The sequence below is a fragment of the Psychrobacillus sp. Z3-81 genome, from assembly GCF_056620325.1.
In genome coordinates this window covers 143557-160008 of sequence record NZ_JBWQPU010000009.1, presented here as the reverse complement: position 1 = coordinate 160008, position 16452 = coordinate 143557, and the positions used below count along the sequence as shown (strand labels likewise).

General features: G+C 34.0%; 28 protein-coding genes. 2 read left to right on the top strand and 26 right to left on the bottom strand.

What is annotated here, in order from left to right:
* On the top strand, positions 1-297 hold a 297-nt coding region (locus AC1ECF_RS11855), incomplete at its 5' end, for a hypothetical protein (protein ID WP_480389629.1).
* Between the two features lie 495 nt (positions 298-792).
* Here the strand turns inward: AC1ECF_RS11855 and AC1ECF_RS11850 are convergent.
* A complete protein-coding gene (locus AC1ECF_RS11850; protein WP_480389628.1) occupies positions 793-993 on the bottom strand; it encodes a cold-shock protein in 201 nt (66 codons plus the stop codon).
* 844 nt (positions 994-1837) lie between these two features.
* Complete coding sequence (locus tag AC1ECF_RS11845) at positions 1838-2017, bottom strand: DUF4083 domain-containing protein (RefSeq protein ID WP_480389627.1); 180 nt, start codon at positions 2015-2017, stop codon at positions 1838-1840.
* Positions 2018-2155: 138 nt separating this feature from the next.
* Here AC1ECF_RS11845 and AC1ECF_RS11840 point away from each other — a divergent pair, with 138 nt between their 5' ends.
* Entirely contained in the window at positions 2156-3565 is a 1410-nt protein-coding gene (locus AC1ECF_RS11840) for a VanZ family protein (RefSeq protein ID WP_480389626.1), read from the top strand.
* 22 nt (positions 3566-3587) lie between these two features.
* Here AC1ECF_RS11840 and AC1ECF_RS11835 read toward each other — a convergent pair whose 3' ends face one another.
* The 24 genes from AC1ECF_RS11835 to AC1ECF_RS11720 all read right to left on the bottom strand — a co-directional run bounded on the left by AC1ECF_RS11835 (position 3588) and on the right by AC1ECF_RS11720 (position 16080).
* A complete protein-coding gene (locus AC1ECF_RS11835) occupies positions 3588-3839 on the bottom strand; it encodes a hypothetical protein (protein ID WP_480389625.1) in 252 nt (83 codons plus the stop codon).
* Positions 3840-3996: 157 nt separating this feature from the next.
* Entirely contained in the window at positions 3997-4479 is a 483-nt protein-coding gene (locus AC1ECF_RS11830; protein WP_480389624.1) for an immunoglobulin-like domain-containing protein, read from the bottom strand.
* Positions 4480-4587: 108 nt separating this feature from the next.
* Positions 4588-4794 (bottom strand): hypothetical protein, encoded by a 207-nt coding sequence (locus AC1ECF_RS11825; RefSeq protein ID WP_480389623.1) that lies wholly within the window; start codon positions 4792-4794, stop codon positions 4588-4590.
* A gap of 371 nt (positions 4795-5165) precedes the next feature.
* The gene (locus AC1ECF_RS11820) at positions 5166-5519 is read right to left on the bottom strand and encodes a hypothetical protein (protein ID WP_480389622.1); all 354 of its coding nucleotides are present in this window, start codon (positions 5517-5519) and stop codon (positions 5166-5168) included.
* Between the two features lie 12 nt (positions 5520-5531).
* The gene (locus tag AC1ECF_RS11815) at positions 5532-5891 is read right to left on the bottom strand and encodes a hypothetical protein (RefSeq protein WP_480389621.1); all 360 of its coding nucleotides are present in this window, start codon (positions 5889-5891) and stop codon (positions 5532-5534) included.
* 10 nt (positions 5892-5901) lie between these two features.
* The gene (locus AC1ECF_RS11810) at positions 5902-6249 is read right to left on the bottom strand and encodes a hypothetical protein (protein ID WP_480389620.1); all 348 of its coding nucleotides are present in this window, start codon (positions 6247-6249) and stop codon (positions 5902-5904) included.
* A 181-nt stretch (positions 6250-6430) separates the two neighbouring features.
* Positions 6431-6802, bottom strand: coding sequence for a VOC family protein (locus AC1ECF_RS11805; RefSeq protein WP_480389619.1), 372 nt, complete (start codon positions 6800-6802; stop codon positions 6431-6433).
* Between the two features lie 70 nt (positions 6803-6872).
* Positions 6873-7577, bottom strand: coding sequence for a hypothetical protein (locus AC1ECF_RS11800; RefSeq protein WP_480389618.1), 705 nt, complete (start codon positions 7575-7577; stop codon positions 6873-6875).
* Between the two features lie 33 nt (positions 7578-7610).
* A complete protein-coding gene (locus AC1ECF_RS11795) occupies positions 7611-7847 on the bottom strand; it encodes a hypothetical protein (protein ID WP_480389617.1) in 237 nt (78 codons plus the stop codon).
* A gap of 38 nt (positions 7848-7885) precedes the next feature.
* Entirely contained in the window at positions 7886-8317 is a 432-nt protein-coding gene (locus AC1ECF_RS11790; protein WP_480389616.1) for a DUF4181 domain-containing protein, read from the bottom strand.
* Positions 8318-8394: 77 nt separating this feature from the next.
* Positions 8395-8946 (bottom strand): hypothetical protein, encoded by a 552-nt coding sequence (locus tag AC1ECF_RS11785; protein ID WP_480389615.1) that lies wholly within the window; start codon positions 8944-8946, stop codon positions 8395-8397.
* A gap of 51 nt (positions 8947-8997) precedes the next feature.
* Entirely contained in the window at positions 8998-9144 is a 147-nt protein-coding gene (locus tag AC1ECF_RS11780) for a hypothetical protein (RefSeq protein ID WP_480389614.1), read from the bottom strand.
* A 15-nt stretch (positions 9145-9159) separates the two neighbouring features.
* Positions 9160-9561: a hypothetical protein gene (locus tag AC1ECF_RS11775; RefSeq protein ID WP_480389613.1), complete on the bottom strand. Its 402-nt coding sequence runs from the start codon at positions 9559-9561 to the stop codon at positions 9160-9162.
* Between the two features lie 145 nt (positions 9562-9706).
* Positions 9707-10159, bottom strand: a complete 453-nt coding sequence (locus AC1ECF_RS11770; RefSeq protein WP_480389612.1) for a hypothetical protein — start codon at positions 10157-10159, stop codon at positions 9707-9709.
* A 16-nt stretch (positions 10160-10175) separates the two neighbouring features.
* Positions 10176-10745 (bottom strand): NUDIX hydrolase, encoded by a 570-nt coding sequence (locus AC1ECF_RS11765; RefSeq protein WP_480389611.1) that lies wholly within the window; start codon positions 10743-10745, stop codon positions 10176-10178.
* Between the two features lie 46 nt (positions 10746-10791).
* The gene (locus AC1ECF_RS11760) at positions 10792-10986 is read right to left on the bottom strand and encodes a hypothetical protein (RefSeq protein WP_480389610.1); all 195 of its coding nucleotides are present in this window, start codon (positions 10984-10986) and stop codon (positions 10792-10794) included.
* An 86-nt stretch (positions 10987-11072) separates the two neighbouring features.
* A complete protein-coding gene (locus tag AC1ECF_RS11755; protein ID WP_480389609.1) occupies positions 11073-11552 on the bottom strand; it encodes a hypothetical protein in 480 nt (159 codons plus the stop codon).
* A gap of 71 nt (positions 11553-11623) precedes the next feature.
* Positions 11624-12121, bottom strand: a complete 498-nt coding sequence (locus AC1ECF_RS11750; protein ID WP_480389608.1) for a DMP19 family protein — start codon at positions 12119-12121, stop codon at positions 11624-11626.
* The gene (locus tag AC1ECF_RS11745; RefSeq protein ID WP_480389607.1) at positions 12118-12717 is read right to left on the bottom strand and encodes a GNAT family N-acetyltransferase; all 600 of its coding nucleotides are present in this window, start codon (positions 12715-12717) and stop codon (positions 12118-12120) included. Before AC1ECF_RS11745 ends, AC1ECF_RS11750 begins: the two co-directional genes overlap by 4 nt.
* A gap of 178 nt (positions 12718-12895) precedes the next feature.
* Positions 12896-13081, bottom strand: coding sequence for a hypothetical protein (locus tag AC1ECF_RS11740; protein ID WP_480389606.1), 186 nt, complete (start codon positions 13079-13081; stop codon positions 12896-12898).
* 76 nt (positions 13082-13157) lie between these two features.
* Complete coding sequence (locus AC1ECF_RS11735) at positions 13158-13370, bottom strand: hypothetical protein (protein ID WP_480389605.1); 213 nt, start codon at positions 13368-13370, stop codon at positions 13158-13160.
* The gene (locus AC1ECF_RS11730; protein ID WP_480389604.1) at positions 13354-13809 is read right to left on the bottom strand and encodes a hypothetical protein; all 456 of its coding nucleotides are present in this window, start codon (positions 13807-13809) and stop codon (positions 13354-13356) included. Before AC1ECF_RS11730 ends, AC1ECF_RS11735 begins: the two co-directional genes overlap by 17 nt.
* Positions 13810-14170: 361 nt before the next feature.
* Positions 14171-15412 carry an MFS transporter gene (locus AC1ECF_RS11725; RefSeq protein ID WP_480389603.1) on the bottom strand — a complete coding sequence of 414 codons (1242 nt, stop codon included), beginning with the start codon at positions 15410-15412 and terminating at the stop codon, positions 14171-14173.
* Positions 15413-15501: 89 nt separating this feature from the next.
* Positions 15502-16080, bottom strand: a complete 579-nt coding sequence (locus tag AC1ECF_RS11720; protein ID WP_480389602.1) for a TetR/AcrR family transcriptional regulator — start codon at positions 16078-16080, stop codon at positions 15502-15504.
* Between the last annotated feature and the right edge of the window lie 372 nt (positions 16081-16452).

Below are 16452 nucleotides of genomic sequence, written 5' to 3'. Positions count from 1 at the left end.
GAAAAAATTCACATATTACAAAAAGTTCCAAATAAGACACGAATACTCTTTGTAATAGGTGAATTTTTGTTTTTCTTATATACAATCTCATTAAACTTAGTATATAATAAAAAGTTGCATTTGTCTAGTGAAAAGATGACTATTCATTTTTGGCCTTTTTACTATCATATAAAAAGGGAGATCAAGTCCAAAAACTTGAAGATGCATTTCCTCTTTGACTATAACTTGGACAAGCACTATCCAGAATTACCTTGGCAATCCATTCAAACTTCAGATCAAACAGTTGATTATCAATAAATCCAATCTTAAGTAGCAATGCAGCACATTCGTATGCTTCTGCACGTAAAAATTAGCCTCTTCCCCTCCTCGATCTCGATAACCGATACTAACCACTGCTTGCTGGACTTTCGTCTAAATAAATATATCATTTCAAAATGATTTAAGCTCTTTTCTGATTAATTTGAGTGTATTAATGAATTAGCTGTCAGTCAGCCTCTCTTTTAAGTTGCTTATGAAGTTCGTGGAGGATACTTTCCATTCTGTCTAACTTAACCAATGAATTATAAACATTATGTAATGCTACGATGCTTATTGATTACTAACAATCTACTATCTCTTTTACCTTTTCTACAAAACTATCAAAATCCTCTTCTGCCTCCACTCGTCGCTAGGATAAGTAGGACAAAACAAGTAATAGCGACGATAATAGACTACGTTTAGAAACTTACCGCCTATGAAAAAAAGAGGCATCCTGATGAAAGGATACCTCTTTTTATGTTTACATCCTAAAAATTAAAGTTTTACGATGTTTGCAGCTTGTGGTCCACGTTGGCCGTTTTCTACTGAAAACTCAACTTTTTGACCTTCTTCAAGTGATTTAAAGCCTTCACTTTGGATAGCTGAGAAATGTGCGAATACATCTTCTCCGCCGTCAACTTCGATGAAACCGAAACCTTTGTCTGCGTTAAACCATTTTACTGTACCTTGTGTCATATAAATGACCTCCATTAATCGTATTTAATAAGAAACGATTTCTTTCCAAAGAAAAAATTCACATATTACAAAAAGTTCCAAATAAGACACGAATACTCTTTGTAATAGGTGAATTTTTGTTTTTCTTATATACAATCTCATTAAACTTAGTATATAATAAAAAGTTGCATTTGTCTAGTGAAAAGGTGACTATTCATTTACTGGCCTTTTTACTATCACTTAAAAGCGAAATCAAGCCAATAAACTTCAAAGTTCAAATCAAACAGTTGATGATCAATAAATCCAATCTCATGTAGCAATGCAGCGCATTCGCATCCTGCTCCACGTAAAACCATGATCTGGTAGGAGTGTGGGAAAATGAACGCCAAATTCTTCGTCATCTTTTTTTAGTTTTACAGGAAAAGCTATTTCTTTACACACCATTAAATCTATACCTTCTCTCTATTACTGTACTAGCAAACTATGATCCATAAAAAACTTTCCAACATCATTTTTCATTCCACCGTTTTCTTCGTTTTCCTTAAGGAAAATAGTGAAATGATAAAACCACCGAAGGCTACAATAGGAACACCATCAGCATCCCCCTCCTACCATAATACAAAACAGAATTAAGTTAACCCCAAGAAGAAATATCTTAATGTTTGTAAATTTATCGGTATAAAAGAAAGAAAATAAGGAAGAAAACATCCCTGCAATAGCAATAAAGGGACCAAAGTCCAAGCTAAAAGCAAAAGCGATACTCATAAGATTTAATAGTGTTCCTAAAAGTATTAGCGAATTCCAGTTCCTAAAATCAATTTCAACAATCCTCCACTTTAACTAACAATCATCATGTTTCCCTGTTTCAAACTTCTTTCTTTATTTCTTTATTTAAATCCTCGAGCATTCTTTCCATTCTGTCGAGCTGATGTCTCCGACTTTTTATATAGCGAAACAAGGAAACAATCAGAATAATAGTTACAGCGATAAAAGCCAAGAACATTATCTGATATAAAGCATCTATCACACTAAAAGTAGCATGCACGTTTTCACCCCCAGTTAGTTATCCCTAATTATATTTTACCATATTTACCCTTTTAAGAAAATCTTAAGAAATATCCTACTAGTATCTTCAGAATATATTGATATGCTAAACCCACTAAACAACTTAGGAGGCTTTTCAATGGATTTTCAAACGATTGTTTCATCCCTTTTGCCTTATGCAAAATTTTCTTTCCTGATAGTACTTGCTTTTGTAATTGGATACTTTATCTATCGAAGGTTCTTTCAGAAAAAGTATCCACTTCGCTTAGCTACCTTCCTCAGTCTTTCTTTCCTGTTGTGTTGGGTGATGACCGTATTTGCTCTGACAACCTCTGACAGACCTGCTATGTATACTGGACAGGTAAACGTGAGCCTGTTTAGCGGCTATATAAGCGCTTGGAACAAGTGGTCTCTAGCAGAATTTCAGTTAATGATCTTTAATATGATCATGTTCTTGCCATTAGGGATGCTATTACCCTTTATTCATCCAAAATGTAAATCATTTTGGCGTGTTATCTTTATCTCCCTCACTTTCACCGCTGGGATTGAAGTCTTTCAACTTGTTACTGGAAAAGGTATTTTTGAGCTAGATGATTTATTCCATAATACACTCGGTAGCATCGCTGGATATTTTCTAATCATGGTTTTCCTATTGTCTATTGAGAAGCGCAAGCTGCATTGGGAGGCACTAGGAAGGGCTTTTGTAATTCCTTTATTATTTGTGGCCATTTTTGGAATTGGATATATCGCTTATCAAACACAGGAATACGGGAATCTTCCTTATAAGCCAGCACAAAAACAACCGATGGAGTCTGTGAAAGTCCAGTTAAAAACCGAGCTGTCGCAGAATTCCTCCAATGCTTGTATTTATTTGAATCAAAATATTAAAAACTTGGATGCTGCAAGAAACTTTTCACAGAAGGTAGCAAAACAATTCCAACTGGAGCAGCAAGGTGGCATGCGCATGGAAGGAGAAAATCGACTATTTTTCTATGAGGATAAAAACGGAACAGAATATTCATTAAACTACTTCATGCAAAGTGGAACTTGGGGCTTTTATGAGCAAAATAGAGAGGAAACGTCACAAGCGGATATTAAAAAACAAAAGCAGCTGTTGGAGAACTGGTTCCTAGAAGAGAATTTACTTCCAGCTAACGCTATTTATCAGCATCAACATGATTCCACTATTCGTTGGGATATTCCAGAAACCAAACATTTAGATTCTTTCTGCGAGGATTTTTCCCAAGGCTTCCTGATTGTGACTCTTTCGAATAATGAAATACCTTTCAATATCATGTACGATATCCAAAATAATAAATTCACTGGAGAAGAGAAAGTAATCTCTGAGCAACAAGCTTATAACAAATTGCAAAATGGAGAATTTAGTTTGTTTAATCCTTTAGAACCAGGAGATGCACTCACACTAACAGATGTAAAAGTTTCCTATACTTACGATACAAAAGGATATTATCGTCCAGCATATAAATTTATCGGGTTTGTAAACGATCCAGAAAACAATATAGAGATACTGATAGCTGCAATGGACTAAATAAGCTATTACGGAAAGTAGATCAACGTCTTACTAGGCGTTGGTCTACTTCAACCCTTTTCTTTCGTATAAACCAAAATACTATTGTGAGGATAAGAAGTAATATTGGGCTTAAACCAACATAAGCCCAAGCATTTTTAGCACCTATGAAATAAAGAGCTATTGGGATAAACGTAATGGTACTAGTTAGTAAGTATACCCAAGACTTTTTTGTGATACCGATTATAAAAGTAAAAATGGAAACGACGAAGGAAAGATTCCATAAAAACAGCATTTTTCTACCTCCCTTTTTAAGGCTTTACTCATTCGTAAAGTAAGCACCTGAAATCAATAAGATTTTATACTTTGTTAGTATCAAAGCGCACCTATTTTCTCCTGTTTAAGCCTTCCTTTATTAAACCAAGATTAACTACATCAAAAAAACTAAATTGTTATTCACTAAGCTCAAACTCAGTACCAAGAACTATATCCTCACCACTTACATAGAAGGATTTAACTGCACGATAATGGCCTTCTGTCAGTTGATAATCCAAATATCTAAGGTCTATAGTTTGTTCAAATTGGGAATTAGGTTCTACCTCTAGAACATTGTCTGTAAATGCCAGTCTTTCTGTATAAGGGATTTTATACCATTTGTCACCTTTCAACTTTTCTACATAGATTGGTACCCCAAAACCTACGGACTCTGTACTAGTATTATCAATCTTGAAAATTATTTCATCTTCTTTTTTTGGATATACATTTTTATCTGTAGATACTTCAATCTCCATTTTTTCTTCTTGAAATGTGCTCAGTAATTCGCCGTACTCAGATTCCGTAGTTAATGACTCTTCTCCTGGTTTGCTATTAATAGAACAGGCAGAAATAAACATAGTTATACCAATCAAGTAAAAAAAGATAGTCCTTCTCTTCATAAGCTTTACCTCCTATGTTTCCATTAATTTCTCTATTTAATAAGAAAAATGCTTTACTCCTGTATGAAGTAAAGCATAATACTGGTACATAGAAATATCTGACTTCTACTAGTTTTCTTCTTTTTTGCACTGAATATATTTTTGAGTAACTAATCCAGCATTAAAAACAGCTATAATCATGAAAAAGTAAAAGACAGTAGGTCCAAAAAATGAATTTTTATGATCAACAAAGTCAATATAAGAAAAAGAAGCGATAACAAAAAGACCGGCGAATATTATGTAATGTATAAATTGCCATTTGGCTGATTTAATCATGATGAACACTCCTTTATATTATATTAACAGATAATCCTAATTTTATCTATAATAACTAAATATTACCATTACAAATATTGGGTTGTCATCTTGTTTATAGTTTGATTCAAGAGGTTTGCTCTAGAAACCTTCTACTCCCCAAAATTTTGAAGGTCTTATTTATTTTAAAATAACTCAAAATACAATAGCATGGAAAAACTAAGTAGAGTGCAACTAAATAGAAATATTAGAGATAATTTCTCTTTACGTTTTTTGAATTGATTCCACCTAAAAAGTAGTACAGTACCAAGTGCTAGTGAAATACTATGAAGAATGATAGTAATAATAGGTAACAAAACTATTCCCCTTTCACTCTGAATGTTTGAAATAGATTACTGCCTCCTGGTTACCTGTTTTCTTGCAAATGTAGATGGCTTAAAAGAAACGTTATATTTTCCCTCTAATTCTTTTTGTACTTTTTCTGTAAGCCTTATTCCCTGTATATTATGTTTATCTTCAAGTTCAATTCCATTTGGGGAGATACGATCATTCCCCCAATCAATCCACGCCCCATATTTCATGACCCATGCCATCAATTCCGATTTAAGCTCTGTTGAAATTGGAACATCTTCTATGTCAAAGTTACAATAACATCTCTTACACCATATAGGATCTGCTCCTATATCCGCTTCAACTAATAAAGTATAGGTTTCATCGCATCTACACAGCTCTCTCAAATAGGTCATCTACCTTCACATTCATTTTTTAGATATTTTATTCATTGCTTCCTCTTTTATTGAAAACTTTCCTAAAAAGCCTCTTAGATGGATATCTAATTTGTAAGAAGAATCTTCTAAGTTTCGATATGTCCTTTTTACTTCCATGACAAAAATACCGGGTGAGTAGCTCCCACGTACTGTCTGCATTATAATCGGTTCTTTACCTTCTTCCAAAAGCTCAAAAGTATCACAATTTGAATAAAGACATTTTATCTCATAAGTTTCTTCCATCCAACGGAAAAGATCCTCATCATTAGGTTTTAATTTCACAGAAATAAAGGAACTCGTAAGTAAGAACACTACAGTAAACAAGAAGAAAAGTCTGGTCTTTTTCTTCATCCATATCCCCCTATGATTTTTTTGCTCCGGTATTAAAAATAATTTTCTCAACTACTATAGCAATAAAATAGAAAAGAATTAGCGCAATAGAAATACCAAGGTATAATTCATATGTTTCTAAAAACATTTCTTTTGACCAATAGTCTTCTGGTAATAAAAATGCAACTAAGAAATTGGAAATTCCTATACCATCGTTAACTTCGGGTACCAAGCTTTGTGTATAGTTTTGAGCCAAAGCGACACTTGAAAGAATAGAAAAGGCTAACATCGGTATAATAGCTTGAGACATTCTCATCTTTCTTTTTGAAATGAAAAAACCTGCTATCATGCCATACAACACTAATAGGATGAAAATCATGAACACACCCCTCTTTAAACCTGAGTTAGAAGCTTTAGCTTAATTATACGATGAAAATACACTCAAGTTACATTTTGTTCAAATTTTCCAAAAGTTTTTTCTCTAGGAAACCATTTAGTAGACACTAAAAATGCTCTACTCCTTTTTTGAAGTAAAGCATTAGCTAAGGCATGTTATTTTATTATGGTCCCACAACTATTAATACTATATCATCCGCTATTGTACGCATAACCGCAAGATGTCCTCCAAAAGGCTTTTCAATCGGCGGCTGAATCCAATGGATGTTTTGATTTTCCTTATGAGCATGGTAGAATTCTTTCACATCTTCTACAAAAACCTCGATATCAGGATCCTTAAAATTTTCACTGTCGTGTAAAACAAACTCTGTATTCCCATTAGCAAATGAAAAGCCTACCATTTTGGATCCGTCCGTCTGGTTGGAACGAAACAATTCACTTGCTCCAAACGTAGTTTTATAAAACTCTACTGATTGCTCCAAGTTGGGAGTGTAAAGCGATACTGCTTGAATATGTTTGATAGCCCCTTTATTCATAAAATATCCCCTTTTAAAATAATCGCACATGCGTTCTTATTGTACCATTATTTTCACAAACTGGGTTCCCTTATTCTTTCATTTTTCTAAAGAAGTCATATAATTCTTTGACATTGTCCGTTTTAAAAAGAAATTCTTCCTGGTCAAACACTAAAATTACCGGGAATTGTTCAATACCGAGCTCTTCTTTATAATCTATAATAAAATCTGGATTGTATTCTATCGATGCGGCTACCGCTTTGTGTTCTGTGTCTTCCAATATACTCAATACTTCTGGATAAACGGTATCAGGCATACTTGAAGAAAAGTATTTTCCAGGTTCGTACATAAAAACAATGTTAAACCCCTCAATATGCGAGAGAAGACTTGCATATTTTTCTTCGTAAGTCATTTCTAATAAAATTATTTCTTCTGGTGGAACCTCAAAATTATTCTCAATCGGTAGATTGATTTGCATTTTTTGCCCTATTTTTAATTCATCAAAAGAGGCTTTTGTTCCATTCTCATGCTTCATGACTGTTTCTTCCGTTATCTTTGCTGTGTAGGAATATCCTTCATCAGTGTGAGTACCTTTACTACCTCTTTTCATCCAATCAGAAATATTAACTACCACACTATTGCCCTTTTTATTTATTTCCCATATAGTTCCCACCATCTTATCATCTTCGTAGTCATTAGAAGAACTTTCTTCTTGGCGATCCGCACTATTTTGGCATGCAGTGAATATGAACAGACTAAATAATATACATACAAAAAACTGCACCCTCTTATCCAAGAACCTTCCCCCTCATTACATATTGCATTTGCTTTAATTACTTTGCTTATTACTAAAAATACTTAAACCAGATACAACACAAAGCAAAAACAATAGAACTAATCTTAGCCAGTCCATTGAAACCCAAAACTCTCCTCCATTGACCACGTCCGGGCTCAAATTATATTCATCTACAAATAGACCCATATTCCAAAACAATCTAACTGAAATAAATAATGAAATGAAACTTAATAAGAACACTGCAACCGATAAACCCTTTTTCCACATCATAAAATTTCTCCCCCCATATTCCAGTTTGTTACATTCTATTAAACCATGCCAAAAAAGTTAGTTGATATCGCTGTATATACTAATAGGACACCAAATGCTAGCTGACTTAAAGTGAAAATATAGTCGTTTGTATTTGGAATGTATCTCCATTCCATGAAAGCTCGAACAGCTTCCGTCATAATTGTTAAGCCAATTAATAAAGACCATGGCTCTATGTACCAAATTCTTTCTAAATAGCCTCGTTCTGCATTATAAAAAGCGCCTACTATGATAAATGCGATAAAAATTATTCGAAGCGTCCAATCTATTTTTTTGTGCATGTCATTCACATGGTTATGGGAAAACAGTTTCTTCTTTTCAACTTTCAACCATTTTCTCATGAGAAAACCAAAAATATAAAATGCTAATGCCGTAATCAAGAGCACCAAAATCAACTTAAGCCAGAATATCGGTTCAATAAAATAAAACAAATCTTCACCTCCAAATCGTGCAATTTAGAAAGAGAATTGCATTTGCCCCCTTTATAGGAAAAGCATTCATGCAGCTATCAATTATTCATTTCCTTCATTAGTTGATTCACTAGACCATCTATATCTTGATATTGGAACTTACCTATTTTCCCTTTTTCTGATGTGGAGAAGATTACTTCGCCTGTTACATTTGCTGTTCGTTCTTTCTCCCCATCTTTTTGATAACCAACCGTTACAACGAAGGTATATCGATTAGACATTTTCTCGCTTTGCTCAATCACCAAATCCTTCATACTTAACTGATGTCCAGAGAGATGAGCAACAATAGGATATGTCGTTCCAGATGAAGCTAGGAAAGAGCTAATATAAGAATCAAGAAAGTATGGACCGTACACTTCATCTACATACTTATCTAACTCTTTGTTCTCTTCTTTATTATCCACAACAGTTTTGTATTTAGGATTCCATACTAAATCCACAAACTTCTCATCAGGACCAGTAAATTGATGCTCAAGCACTTTTTGTATCAATTCTTTTTCTTCTGTCTTTTCTTGGGAACAAGCTGTTAAGATGAGCAATAATACTCCGAAAAACATACAGAATCTAATTTTATTCTTTTGGATTATCATGGTGACCTCCCTTTTAAATGTAATACATTCCAATTGGGAGGAGGATTCCCCTTACCAATTACTATTAAAAATGATATATAGAATGATTGCTCCAATAACGAGTAAGCCACCAATCGTTGGACTTCCGTATAAAGTTCGATTCCACCCATCATCTGTATCGATATTACTCTTTATATGGTTTTCTCTGTCTTCTTTCAAATGATTATCCCTTCATTACATTTCGTCTTCAAAATACCCTTCCTTCATTTCAAATAACTCAAAATAATCCTCTTTTAACACTAGAGAAATAACGGTAGCTTCTTTCTGAAAAAAATGGACATGTCCCATTCTTTCTTCTTTCAGCTCTTCCCAGCCTTCGAGACTGATTTGCTCAAAATAATCAGCTGGTGGATAAAGTCCTTGTTTTCCTCCGATATTTCTCAAGGTATACTTTTCGCCCTTTTTAATATGAGGATTGTTAAATTGCACTTCACTTACTTTCGCTTTAGACGGAACAGGAAAATCTTCGTTTATCCCTGACTCTTTATAACTTGTGATTTCCACATCGGAAGATGAACATCCGACAAAAAATAACAACACAAAGCATATCAGTAAACTAACTTTTATATGGTTCATCATATCTTCCTCCCTTTATTCCTATCTTTTCAAATGAACGATGAAAGATAAATTGAGGTGTACTCCTGCTTTACATACGTTAGAGGAAGAAGTAAGTTTCGATTTTATAGATAATAATGTATTTTATTACCAATAACCAAATAGCTTATTTCGAATCACTCTCTATTAGAGAATGAACATTGATGGTCTCTTTTGCTTGTGTAACGTGATCCATTCCCAATGCCTGGATAACAATATGATCGTGAAATATTCTCTCACCAAAATCCCACTTAATAGCCCATCCATCACTCCCGTCTATGTCGGTACCAATGAGCGTTCTGTCTTCCCAAGTCCCTGTTCCTGTTTCAGCAATCCAAAATAACAATGTTTCCACGTTTTCTGCTTCCACTAAAATAGTCATCGTACTTTTCCCTTTTGGAACAATCAGCCAACCATTTTCCTCCTCTAAATCTGTTTCGACCTTAAGTATTTGTGCTTTATAGTCTCTATTTTCAGACTGGTTAGTTGATGCATTTTCAGGCGAATTTCCTTCTACATGATTACAGGCACAGAGAATCAAAATTAGTAAGAAAAAAGTAAAGCTTATACTCTTTTTCATATGCATCCTCCTCTACTCACGATTTTAGAATGAACAAATCTGCATGTTCTTTTAGCAGTTTTGAAAGAAGTAATAGTTGAGGAAAAGGAGCTAATAGTAAATCTCCATCTATATCGCTTTTTAAGATCACTTTTCCGTTCTTTTTAATAAATTCATATAAAGTAATTTTATTAGTACAGATAAATTGAACATCTTCTGGACTTAGCAAAAGAAGTCCATTAGTTTCTGAGGAAGGAACTGGTTCACTTTCAGAGTACGAAAGATACATGATGGATAATGGTCCTCGCTCATTTCCTTTGACTAAAATCGGAGCAATTTTCTCGTTAAGCTGAATGATGGAAGGCTTACTTCCCCAATCACTTAAATGATAGGTAATAGGGGAATTCATAGGATTTATTTTCATAGAAGCCTCTTCAAATACTTCACATGCTGCGGTCTCTAAGGGGGTCTCATTAAGTTCTACATGTCCACCAAGTCTAACTACTCCCAGCGCATCTGCCTTTTTTGTAGGTCCAACCTGAAAGATAAACAACCCCTGATATAATACATAAGCACCCGATGTAATTACGTTTTTATGAATATTCACGTCACTTGCTCCCCCTAAATTAACCCCTCATGAAACTAATATCTGTTCAATAAGTAGAAAAACTAATATATTGATAGCCCAAAATGATAGGTAATATAAAAATCAAAAATAGTCCTGAAAACATGAAATTTATAAATCTTTTTCTATCCATACCAACTCTTAATTCCCATAATCCTAAACAAACTAAATATAAACCTAACATGACACTGATTATTGGTAAGATCACCATAAATATATCCATTTGACTTCCCCCTAAAAACTTCTTTCGAGTCCCATTGCCTTTAGCTACGGGTTACACGTGTTAGCTGAATCTTCAGTCTATAAAATCTAAAAACTGTTACTTTCTATTATTCCTTCTTCCACTAGTCGCTTCTTTTCGCTCAAGTTAAAAATCCCAGGAATCCAGTTCTCTAACCCTCCATAGCCACCTACTAATTCCCCATCTATTTCAACAATCGTGGCAGTTAGTTTATCACCAGTTTGTTGCTTTTCCTTTAGAAGATAAGTAGTTATGTTAGCTTCTATTCCTTTGTGGTTATATGGTTCCAAATTCAAGCCAGCACTCTGTAGAGACTGTATAAGCTCTGAGTAATATTCTATTACCTGCTTTCTTGCGCCACATGATGATTTAATATGCCAACCGTGTTGTAGTAAATACTCTTGATGACTTTTGGAGATAGATTCATCCTTCGTATTACATTCTCTAGTAGTTTGAGGTTCGTTCATACCATTTGTATTCATTGCTATCCAAACGATTATAGACATAGTTGTCACAAGGAGAAAAGCTGTTAATAAAAAATCTCGCATCCATTAACCTCCCATTGCAATTTCCTTCGAAAAGATTGAATACCCACTAACCAACGCGCTTTAGAAAACATCTAACAGTCTACTATCTCCATTATCTCAACATGGCATTTAGTAGCATAATCACTTAGTAGCTCACTCAATTCCTGACCAAGGTTAAAATATGCAGCGTCTGCTTTTTCGATAAGACCATAAAATTCTACTTCCAAGCTTTCAATTGGTGGATCTTCACTACTACTATTTTCTAATGCCAGAAAAGCACTCCAAAGTTCCTCCAGATTATTCTTTTCTATCTCTGCATAGCTGGATGCACCAATCTTTTCAAGCAAGTTCGTCAATCTATGGAGATACGTTTGAATACCCATTGCTTCTATATGCTCTGAAAACCAATTCAATAAGCTTTCATGGCCTCCGCTTTCGAGCTCACAAAAATAATTGAATAAAATGATGAAATCATTTATTTTCTCGTCTTCTGTCGGAAATAAAGATACGTATTCTACATAGGCTGCTAAAACCGCATTCCATATGTCATCGTTCGTTTGCAGTTCACTTTTATTTACTTGAAGTTTCATAGCCTTGACACCCCTGTGAGTTTAGATTCTTTCAAAGTTGCAAACTCTTCATCAAGTATTGAGTACATTTTTACATCTCGATGTTTTCCTTTTGCAACTATCCCTTTTCGGATGATCCCTTCAAAGGTCATGCCTAACTTTTCCATGACTCGTGATGAACCAAGGTTCTTTACGTCACACCTAGCTTGAATACGAACCAGTCCCATTTCGTCAAAACCAAATTGTATTACTTTATTAGCTGCTTCTGTCACTAAACCCTGTCCCCAATATTCTTTGGATAGGACATATCCAATTTCAGCAATCTGTTGATTTGGCTGCCACCACACAAAGTCGATTGTTCCTATCAATTTACTATTCTCCTTATATTGAATTCCCCATGGAGAAACCTGTTTGTTCCGATATTTCTCTAGTACAAGTTCAATATAATTTCGTGTATCCATTATTGTTGCATGGGTATCCCAGGTTACATACTTGGAAACCTCTTCTTTTGAAGCGTATTCATGTATATCTTCTAAATCCTCTAAAGTGATTTTCCGAAGAATTAGACGCTCTGTTTCTAGCATTGGTAAATCACTAAATATATCCTCTATGTACATCTTATCTCCTCCACAAAATACGAATCTTTCATCGATTGGCTTTCCTCATGTTTACCAAGTCTTCATCAGTCATTTTACGAAAGAACATTCAATTTCCCCCTCTCTAAACCCTATAAAAAAAGCGAGCAAGGAACCCCTTCCAAGCTCACGAAGATAATATACCTGTATAGGTTCTCGTTTACAGGCCACTTTGACTATTATATCGACCGACTTCTCTAGTGGCATCTGCTTCAGCAACAGTTTGGTTTAAAGATTTCTCCTGCTTATAGATCTTATATTTTCCCTTTGTTAAATAATCCACAACATAGCCACCTACAACTAAAGAAGCTAGCAGTCCCCAAAAACACCACATTATCCAATGCATGTAATGACCCCCTATCTATATCTAATGTTCTCTAATAAGCACTTCCTAAATAAAATCTTTGGTTCACCCACAGTTTTTATAACAGTAATCCTACTGTAAATGAAAGGATAAAGGAAAAAAGTGTTGCCACCATCACTTTTCCAGAATGCTCTGAACCACAAAAATAACCTATGACGAATGCTATGAACCCCATTAATGGAGAGAATATTGCTGTTACAATCCCCGATAAAGCATAAGCGTCTTTATACCAAGACTTCACAATCGGTTCTGCATTATTGATATTTAACATCCGCCTTACCCCCTGCTTCCATTTCTTTCTTTTCATTTGTTATACAGAATAAATTCAGAACTAGTATATAGAATGGATATACCAGCAAACCTCCTATTACGAAAAGTCCTGTAACAGGATTAGGAGTATCTCCCCGATTAGTTATTGGAAATAAAGATGCGAATATATAAATGAGAAGAACAAAGTAGGGAATCCAGAGAATCGCCGTAAAAAAATTTACCTTTCGCTCACCCAACCACTTCCTTGTTAGGAAAAAGAGTAATATTGTTCCACCTAAAATTTCTATACCAACTGTTACATTGGTCAGCATACTTACCTTTCCAACTTCCCAATTCGTTACTCTGCTAATCCTATACACATTCACCATAAGCTCAATTGGAACAAATATCATAAGAGCGTACAGAAGACTAATAACATGTAACTTCAAAAAATATTTCATATGAAAAGCCACCTATAATAATGATCTTATTGAAAAAAACTGCTTGGTTAGTTGAAAAATTAAGATAGTTATTCTGTTATTCTATTCAAATCTATCCGTTCTTGATTTTATAATAAAAATGGCGAGGACTTTCTGACCTTTGCCAGTAAATCACTGTTCATTTATGAGAGACCCTCACAATTCCAACAAGTAAATAATTTACATTACAACCCTATTTTAACACAAATATCCATAATAATCAGAAAAATTTTTTCGTTATAATGAATGAACCTTCTCCATTGATCCCCAGTTGTATTGAATTGGAGTTATCTTAAACAACGAAATGCATTGGGTCTTTTGAAACTTTAAGCTCAATTTCTTATCATATATCTTTTAATTGTTCTTCATCAAATTTAAGACCACGGATATCTTTATTTAATAAAGCAACCACTGCCCAAATTAACGTCCATATTCCAACGATTATATAAACATAATTAATTGCAAAGTATTCCGAAATAATAGAGTTAAAAAGCATTCCAACTGGCATAAATATACTCGATATAGATAACGCAAGGGACATAACTCTGGCTCTAAAATGTTCTTCAACTAAAATGATTAACATAGAGTTGATTGAAATGAACATTAATACTTCTGCACCAGCAATAAACATAAACCAGATAGTACCAATCCAAAAATTGGTCGTTATACTTATTAACAACATCGAAGCTCCTACTGAAAATAAGCAAATAGCAAACATAATTCCAGGTCGAGTAGTCTTTAATAATTTACCTGCACTTAAACCTACTATAAGTGTCGCAATAGTGCCTGCAGTATGAAATAAACCATATTCTTTTGCTCCTGCTTGAAATTGCTCTTGTATGAGCACAACGAGTAAGGCGCTACCAATCGATAAAATATTAATCATAGATCCAATAATAATTAATTTAAATACAGGTCGATTTTCCCTAAATTCTTTCATTCCATCTACTAATTCTTGAAAGAAATTTGGCTTTTGGATAGAACTAGTAGCAGATTGGGCTTGTGGTTTTTCTATAGTTACAAAAATAAATAATATTAAAATTACAGATAATAAATAACTACCTGATTGTATTAGTATGACACCAGCGTATCCTAATGCTACTAGTAAAAAACCTGCAATAGCATTGCCTACCATATCTGAAATCGAACTAAAGCTAGTTAATAAGCCCGAAAGCTGTGGTATGTTTTTCGTAGGTGCAATTTGGCCAATTAATCGACCCCTAGAAATACTTGCTGTCATTGTCAGGATAGTATTTATAAAAGTGAATAAATATATAAAGATCAATATATATCCTATTTCTAAATAGAATAAGAGTGCCAATATAAAAGTAGTTACACTAAGCAGTATAAAGCAGTAATGGACAACTGTCTTTGGTGATTTCCTTTCTGCAAATACACCAACTACTGGTCCTAAAAATACACTACTAATAATGGATATGATGGAATAGAACGTTGTTGCTATCGGAGATTCTGTTACCTCATAGATATACCAAATAATCGTTAAATAAAAAATGGATTCTGCTAATTTATTTACAGTGAAAGAACTGACCAATAAATTTCGGTTTTTTAAATAACTGTTTTTCATTCCCTTCCCTCCTATGTTATATTAAATTTTATTTCAGTTACAAATTACGATTGATTAATCAATCAAGTCTATATAAATATGTAGACTGCTCATCGCAGTCCAAATAATCGAATAGAAGTCTCAGCAAAAGACTTTAAAGACTCCTCTGGAAATTCATTTGTATTAGATAAAAATAGACCTAGAATAAATGAAATATAGGCATTCGAAATTATCCACGGGTCCCCTTCAGAAATTTGCCCAGCATCTTGCCCATTTTTAATAAGCAATTCTATTTTTTTCGCTATCGATAGAGCAAACTCGTGAGCTAATTCATATGGTTTAAAATATCTTTCCCATTGAGATGTTACATGAATTAATAACAATAGATAATTTCTATTTTGATGAAATAATTTAAAATGATGAAATGCCATCACTTCAATTTCCTTCTTATAACTTTGGGGGGTGCAGTCAAATTGGAGAGTTTTCTCTAAAAGATCTTTCATTGGCTCTTCTACACACTTGAACAACAACGTTTCTTTATTCTCATAATAAGAGGCAACAGTTCCGAACCCAACACCTGAGAGCTTAGCAATATCCGACATTGTCGTTGCTTCAAACCCGTTTTCAGCAAATAATTTAGTTGCAACATGTAAGACATCCTTTTTCTTTTGATCTATACTTCTTCCCATTTTAACCCTCCATTTTTGATTGATTAATCAACCATATATTAGATTAAAATTACCACTTTATGTAATTGGTTGCAACTGCTATTTTTGATTTTTTACTAATTGCTATACAACTTCATGGTAGCTTCTCATTCAACGAGGTGCTTTAGTTGAGAAACGACCTTTAACAATCGAATAACATACACCAACTTTCTTTGTGGAAAGAGCCAATCTAAAAATCTTAATCATTAAGCATAGTTTCTGCTTTCCTAAGCTAGATTAAATTGATTGAATATAAAAAACACTATGTTATAATGAATGTAAGAAATGAGTATATTAAAAAGACTGCTGGCGAGGGGTTCGCCAACAGTCTTAGTAATAACATAGTTCGCTTCA

Excerpts from the sequence above, each read along its gene's own strand:
- AC1ECF_RS11770 (WP_480389612.1), bottom strand. The coding sequence starts at position 10,159 with ATGAAAAAGAGTATAAGCTTTACTTTTTTCTTACTAATTTTGATTCTC.
- AC1ECF_RS11820 (WP_480389622.1), bottom strand. The coding sequence starts at position 5,519 with ATGACCTATTTGAGAGAGCTGTGTAGATGCGATGAAACCTATACTTTA.
- AC1ECF_RS11745 (WP_480389607.1), bottom strand. The coding sequence starts at position 12,717 with ATGTACATAGAGGATATATTTAGTGATTTACCAATGCTAGAAACAGAG.
- AC1ECF_RS11760 (WP_480389610.1), bottom strand. The coding sequence starts at position 10,986 with ATGGATATATTTATGGTGATCTTACCAATAATCAGTGTCATGTTAGGT.
- AC1ECF_RS11815 (WP_480389621.1), bottom strand. The coding sequence starts at position 5,891 with ATGAAGAAAAAGACCAGACTTTTCTTCTTGTTTACTGTAGTGTTCTTA.
- AC1ECF_RS11720 (WP_480389602.1), bottom strand. The coding sequence starts at position 16,080 with ATGGGAAGAAGTATAGATCAAAAGAAAAAGGATGTCTTACATGTTGCA.
- AC1ECF_RS11840 (WP_480389626.1), top strand. The coding sequence starts at position 2,156 with ATGGATTTTCAAACGATTGTTTCATCCCTTTTGCCTTATGCAAAATTT.
- AC1ECF_RS11730 (WP_480389604.1), bottom strand. The coding sequence starts at position 13,809 with ATGAAATATTTTTTGAAGTTACATGTTATTAGTCTTCTGTACGCTCTT.
- AC1ECF_RS11830 (WP_480389624.1), bottom strand. The coding sequence starts at position 4,479 with ATGAAGAGAAGGACTATCTTTTTTTACTTGATTGGTATAACTATGTTT.
- AC1ECF_RS11795 (WP_480389617.1), bottom strand. The coding sequence starts at position 7,847 with ATGATGTGGAAAAAGGGTTTATCGGTTGCAGTGTTCTTATTAAGTTTC.
- AC1ECF_RS11810 (WP_480389620.1), bottom strand. The coding sequence starts at position 6,249 with ATGATTTTCATCCTATTAGTGTTGTATGGCATGATAGCAGGTTTTTTC.
- AC1ECF_RS11755 (WP_480389609.1), bottom strand. The coding sequence starts at position 11,552 with ATGCGAGATTTTTTATTAACAGCTTTTCTCCTTGTGACAACTATGTCT.
- AC1ECF_RS11785 (WP_480389615.1), bottom strand. The coding sequence starts at position 8,946 with ATGATAATCCAAAAGAATAAAATTAGATTCTGTATGTTTTTCGGAGTA.
- AC1ECF_RS11775 (WP_480389613.1), bottom strand. The coding sequence starts at position 9,561 with ATGAACCATATAAAAGTTAGTTTACTGATATGCTTTGTGTTGTTATTT.
- AC1ECF_RS11725 (WP_480389603.1), bottom strand. The coding sequence starts at position 15,412 with ATGAAAAACAGTTATTTAAAAAACCGAAATTTATTGGTCAGTTCTTTC.
- AC1ECF_RS11735 (WP_480389605.1), bottom strand. The coding sequence starts at position 13,370 with ATGTTAAATATCAATAATGCAGAACCGATTGTGAAGTCTTGGTATAAA.
- AC1ECF_RS11740 (WP_480389606.1), bottom strand. The coding sequence starts at position 13,081 with ATGCATTGGATAATGTGGTGTTTTTGGGGACTGCTAGCTTCTTTAGTT.
- AC1ECF_RS11750 (WP_480389608.1), bottom strand. The coding sequence starts at position 12,121 with ATGAAACTTCAAGTAAATAAAAGTGAACTGCAAACGAACGATGACATA.
- AC1ECF_RS11825 (WP_480389623.1), bottom strand. The coding sequence starts at position 4,794 with ATGATTAAATCAGCCAAATGGCAATTTATACATTACATAATATTCGCC.
- AC1ECF_RS11805 (WP_480389619.1), bottom strand. The coding sequence starts at position 6,802 with ATGAATAAAGGGGCTATCAAACATATTCAAGCAGTATCGCTTTACACT.
- AC1ECF_RS11850 (WP_480389628.1), bottom strand. The coding sequence starts at position 993 with ATGACACAAGGTACAGTAAAATGGTTTAACGCAGACAAAGGTTTCGGT.
- AC1ECF_RS11835 (WP_480389625.1), bottom strand. The coding sequence starts at position 3,839 with ATGCTGTTTTTATGGAATCTTTCCTTCGTCGTTTCCATTTTTACTTTT.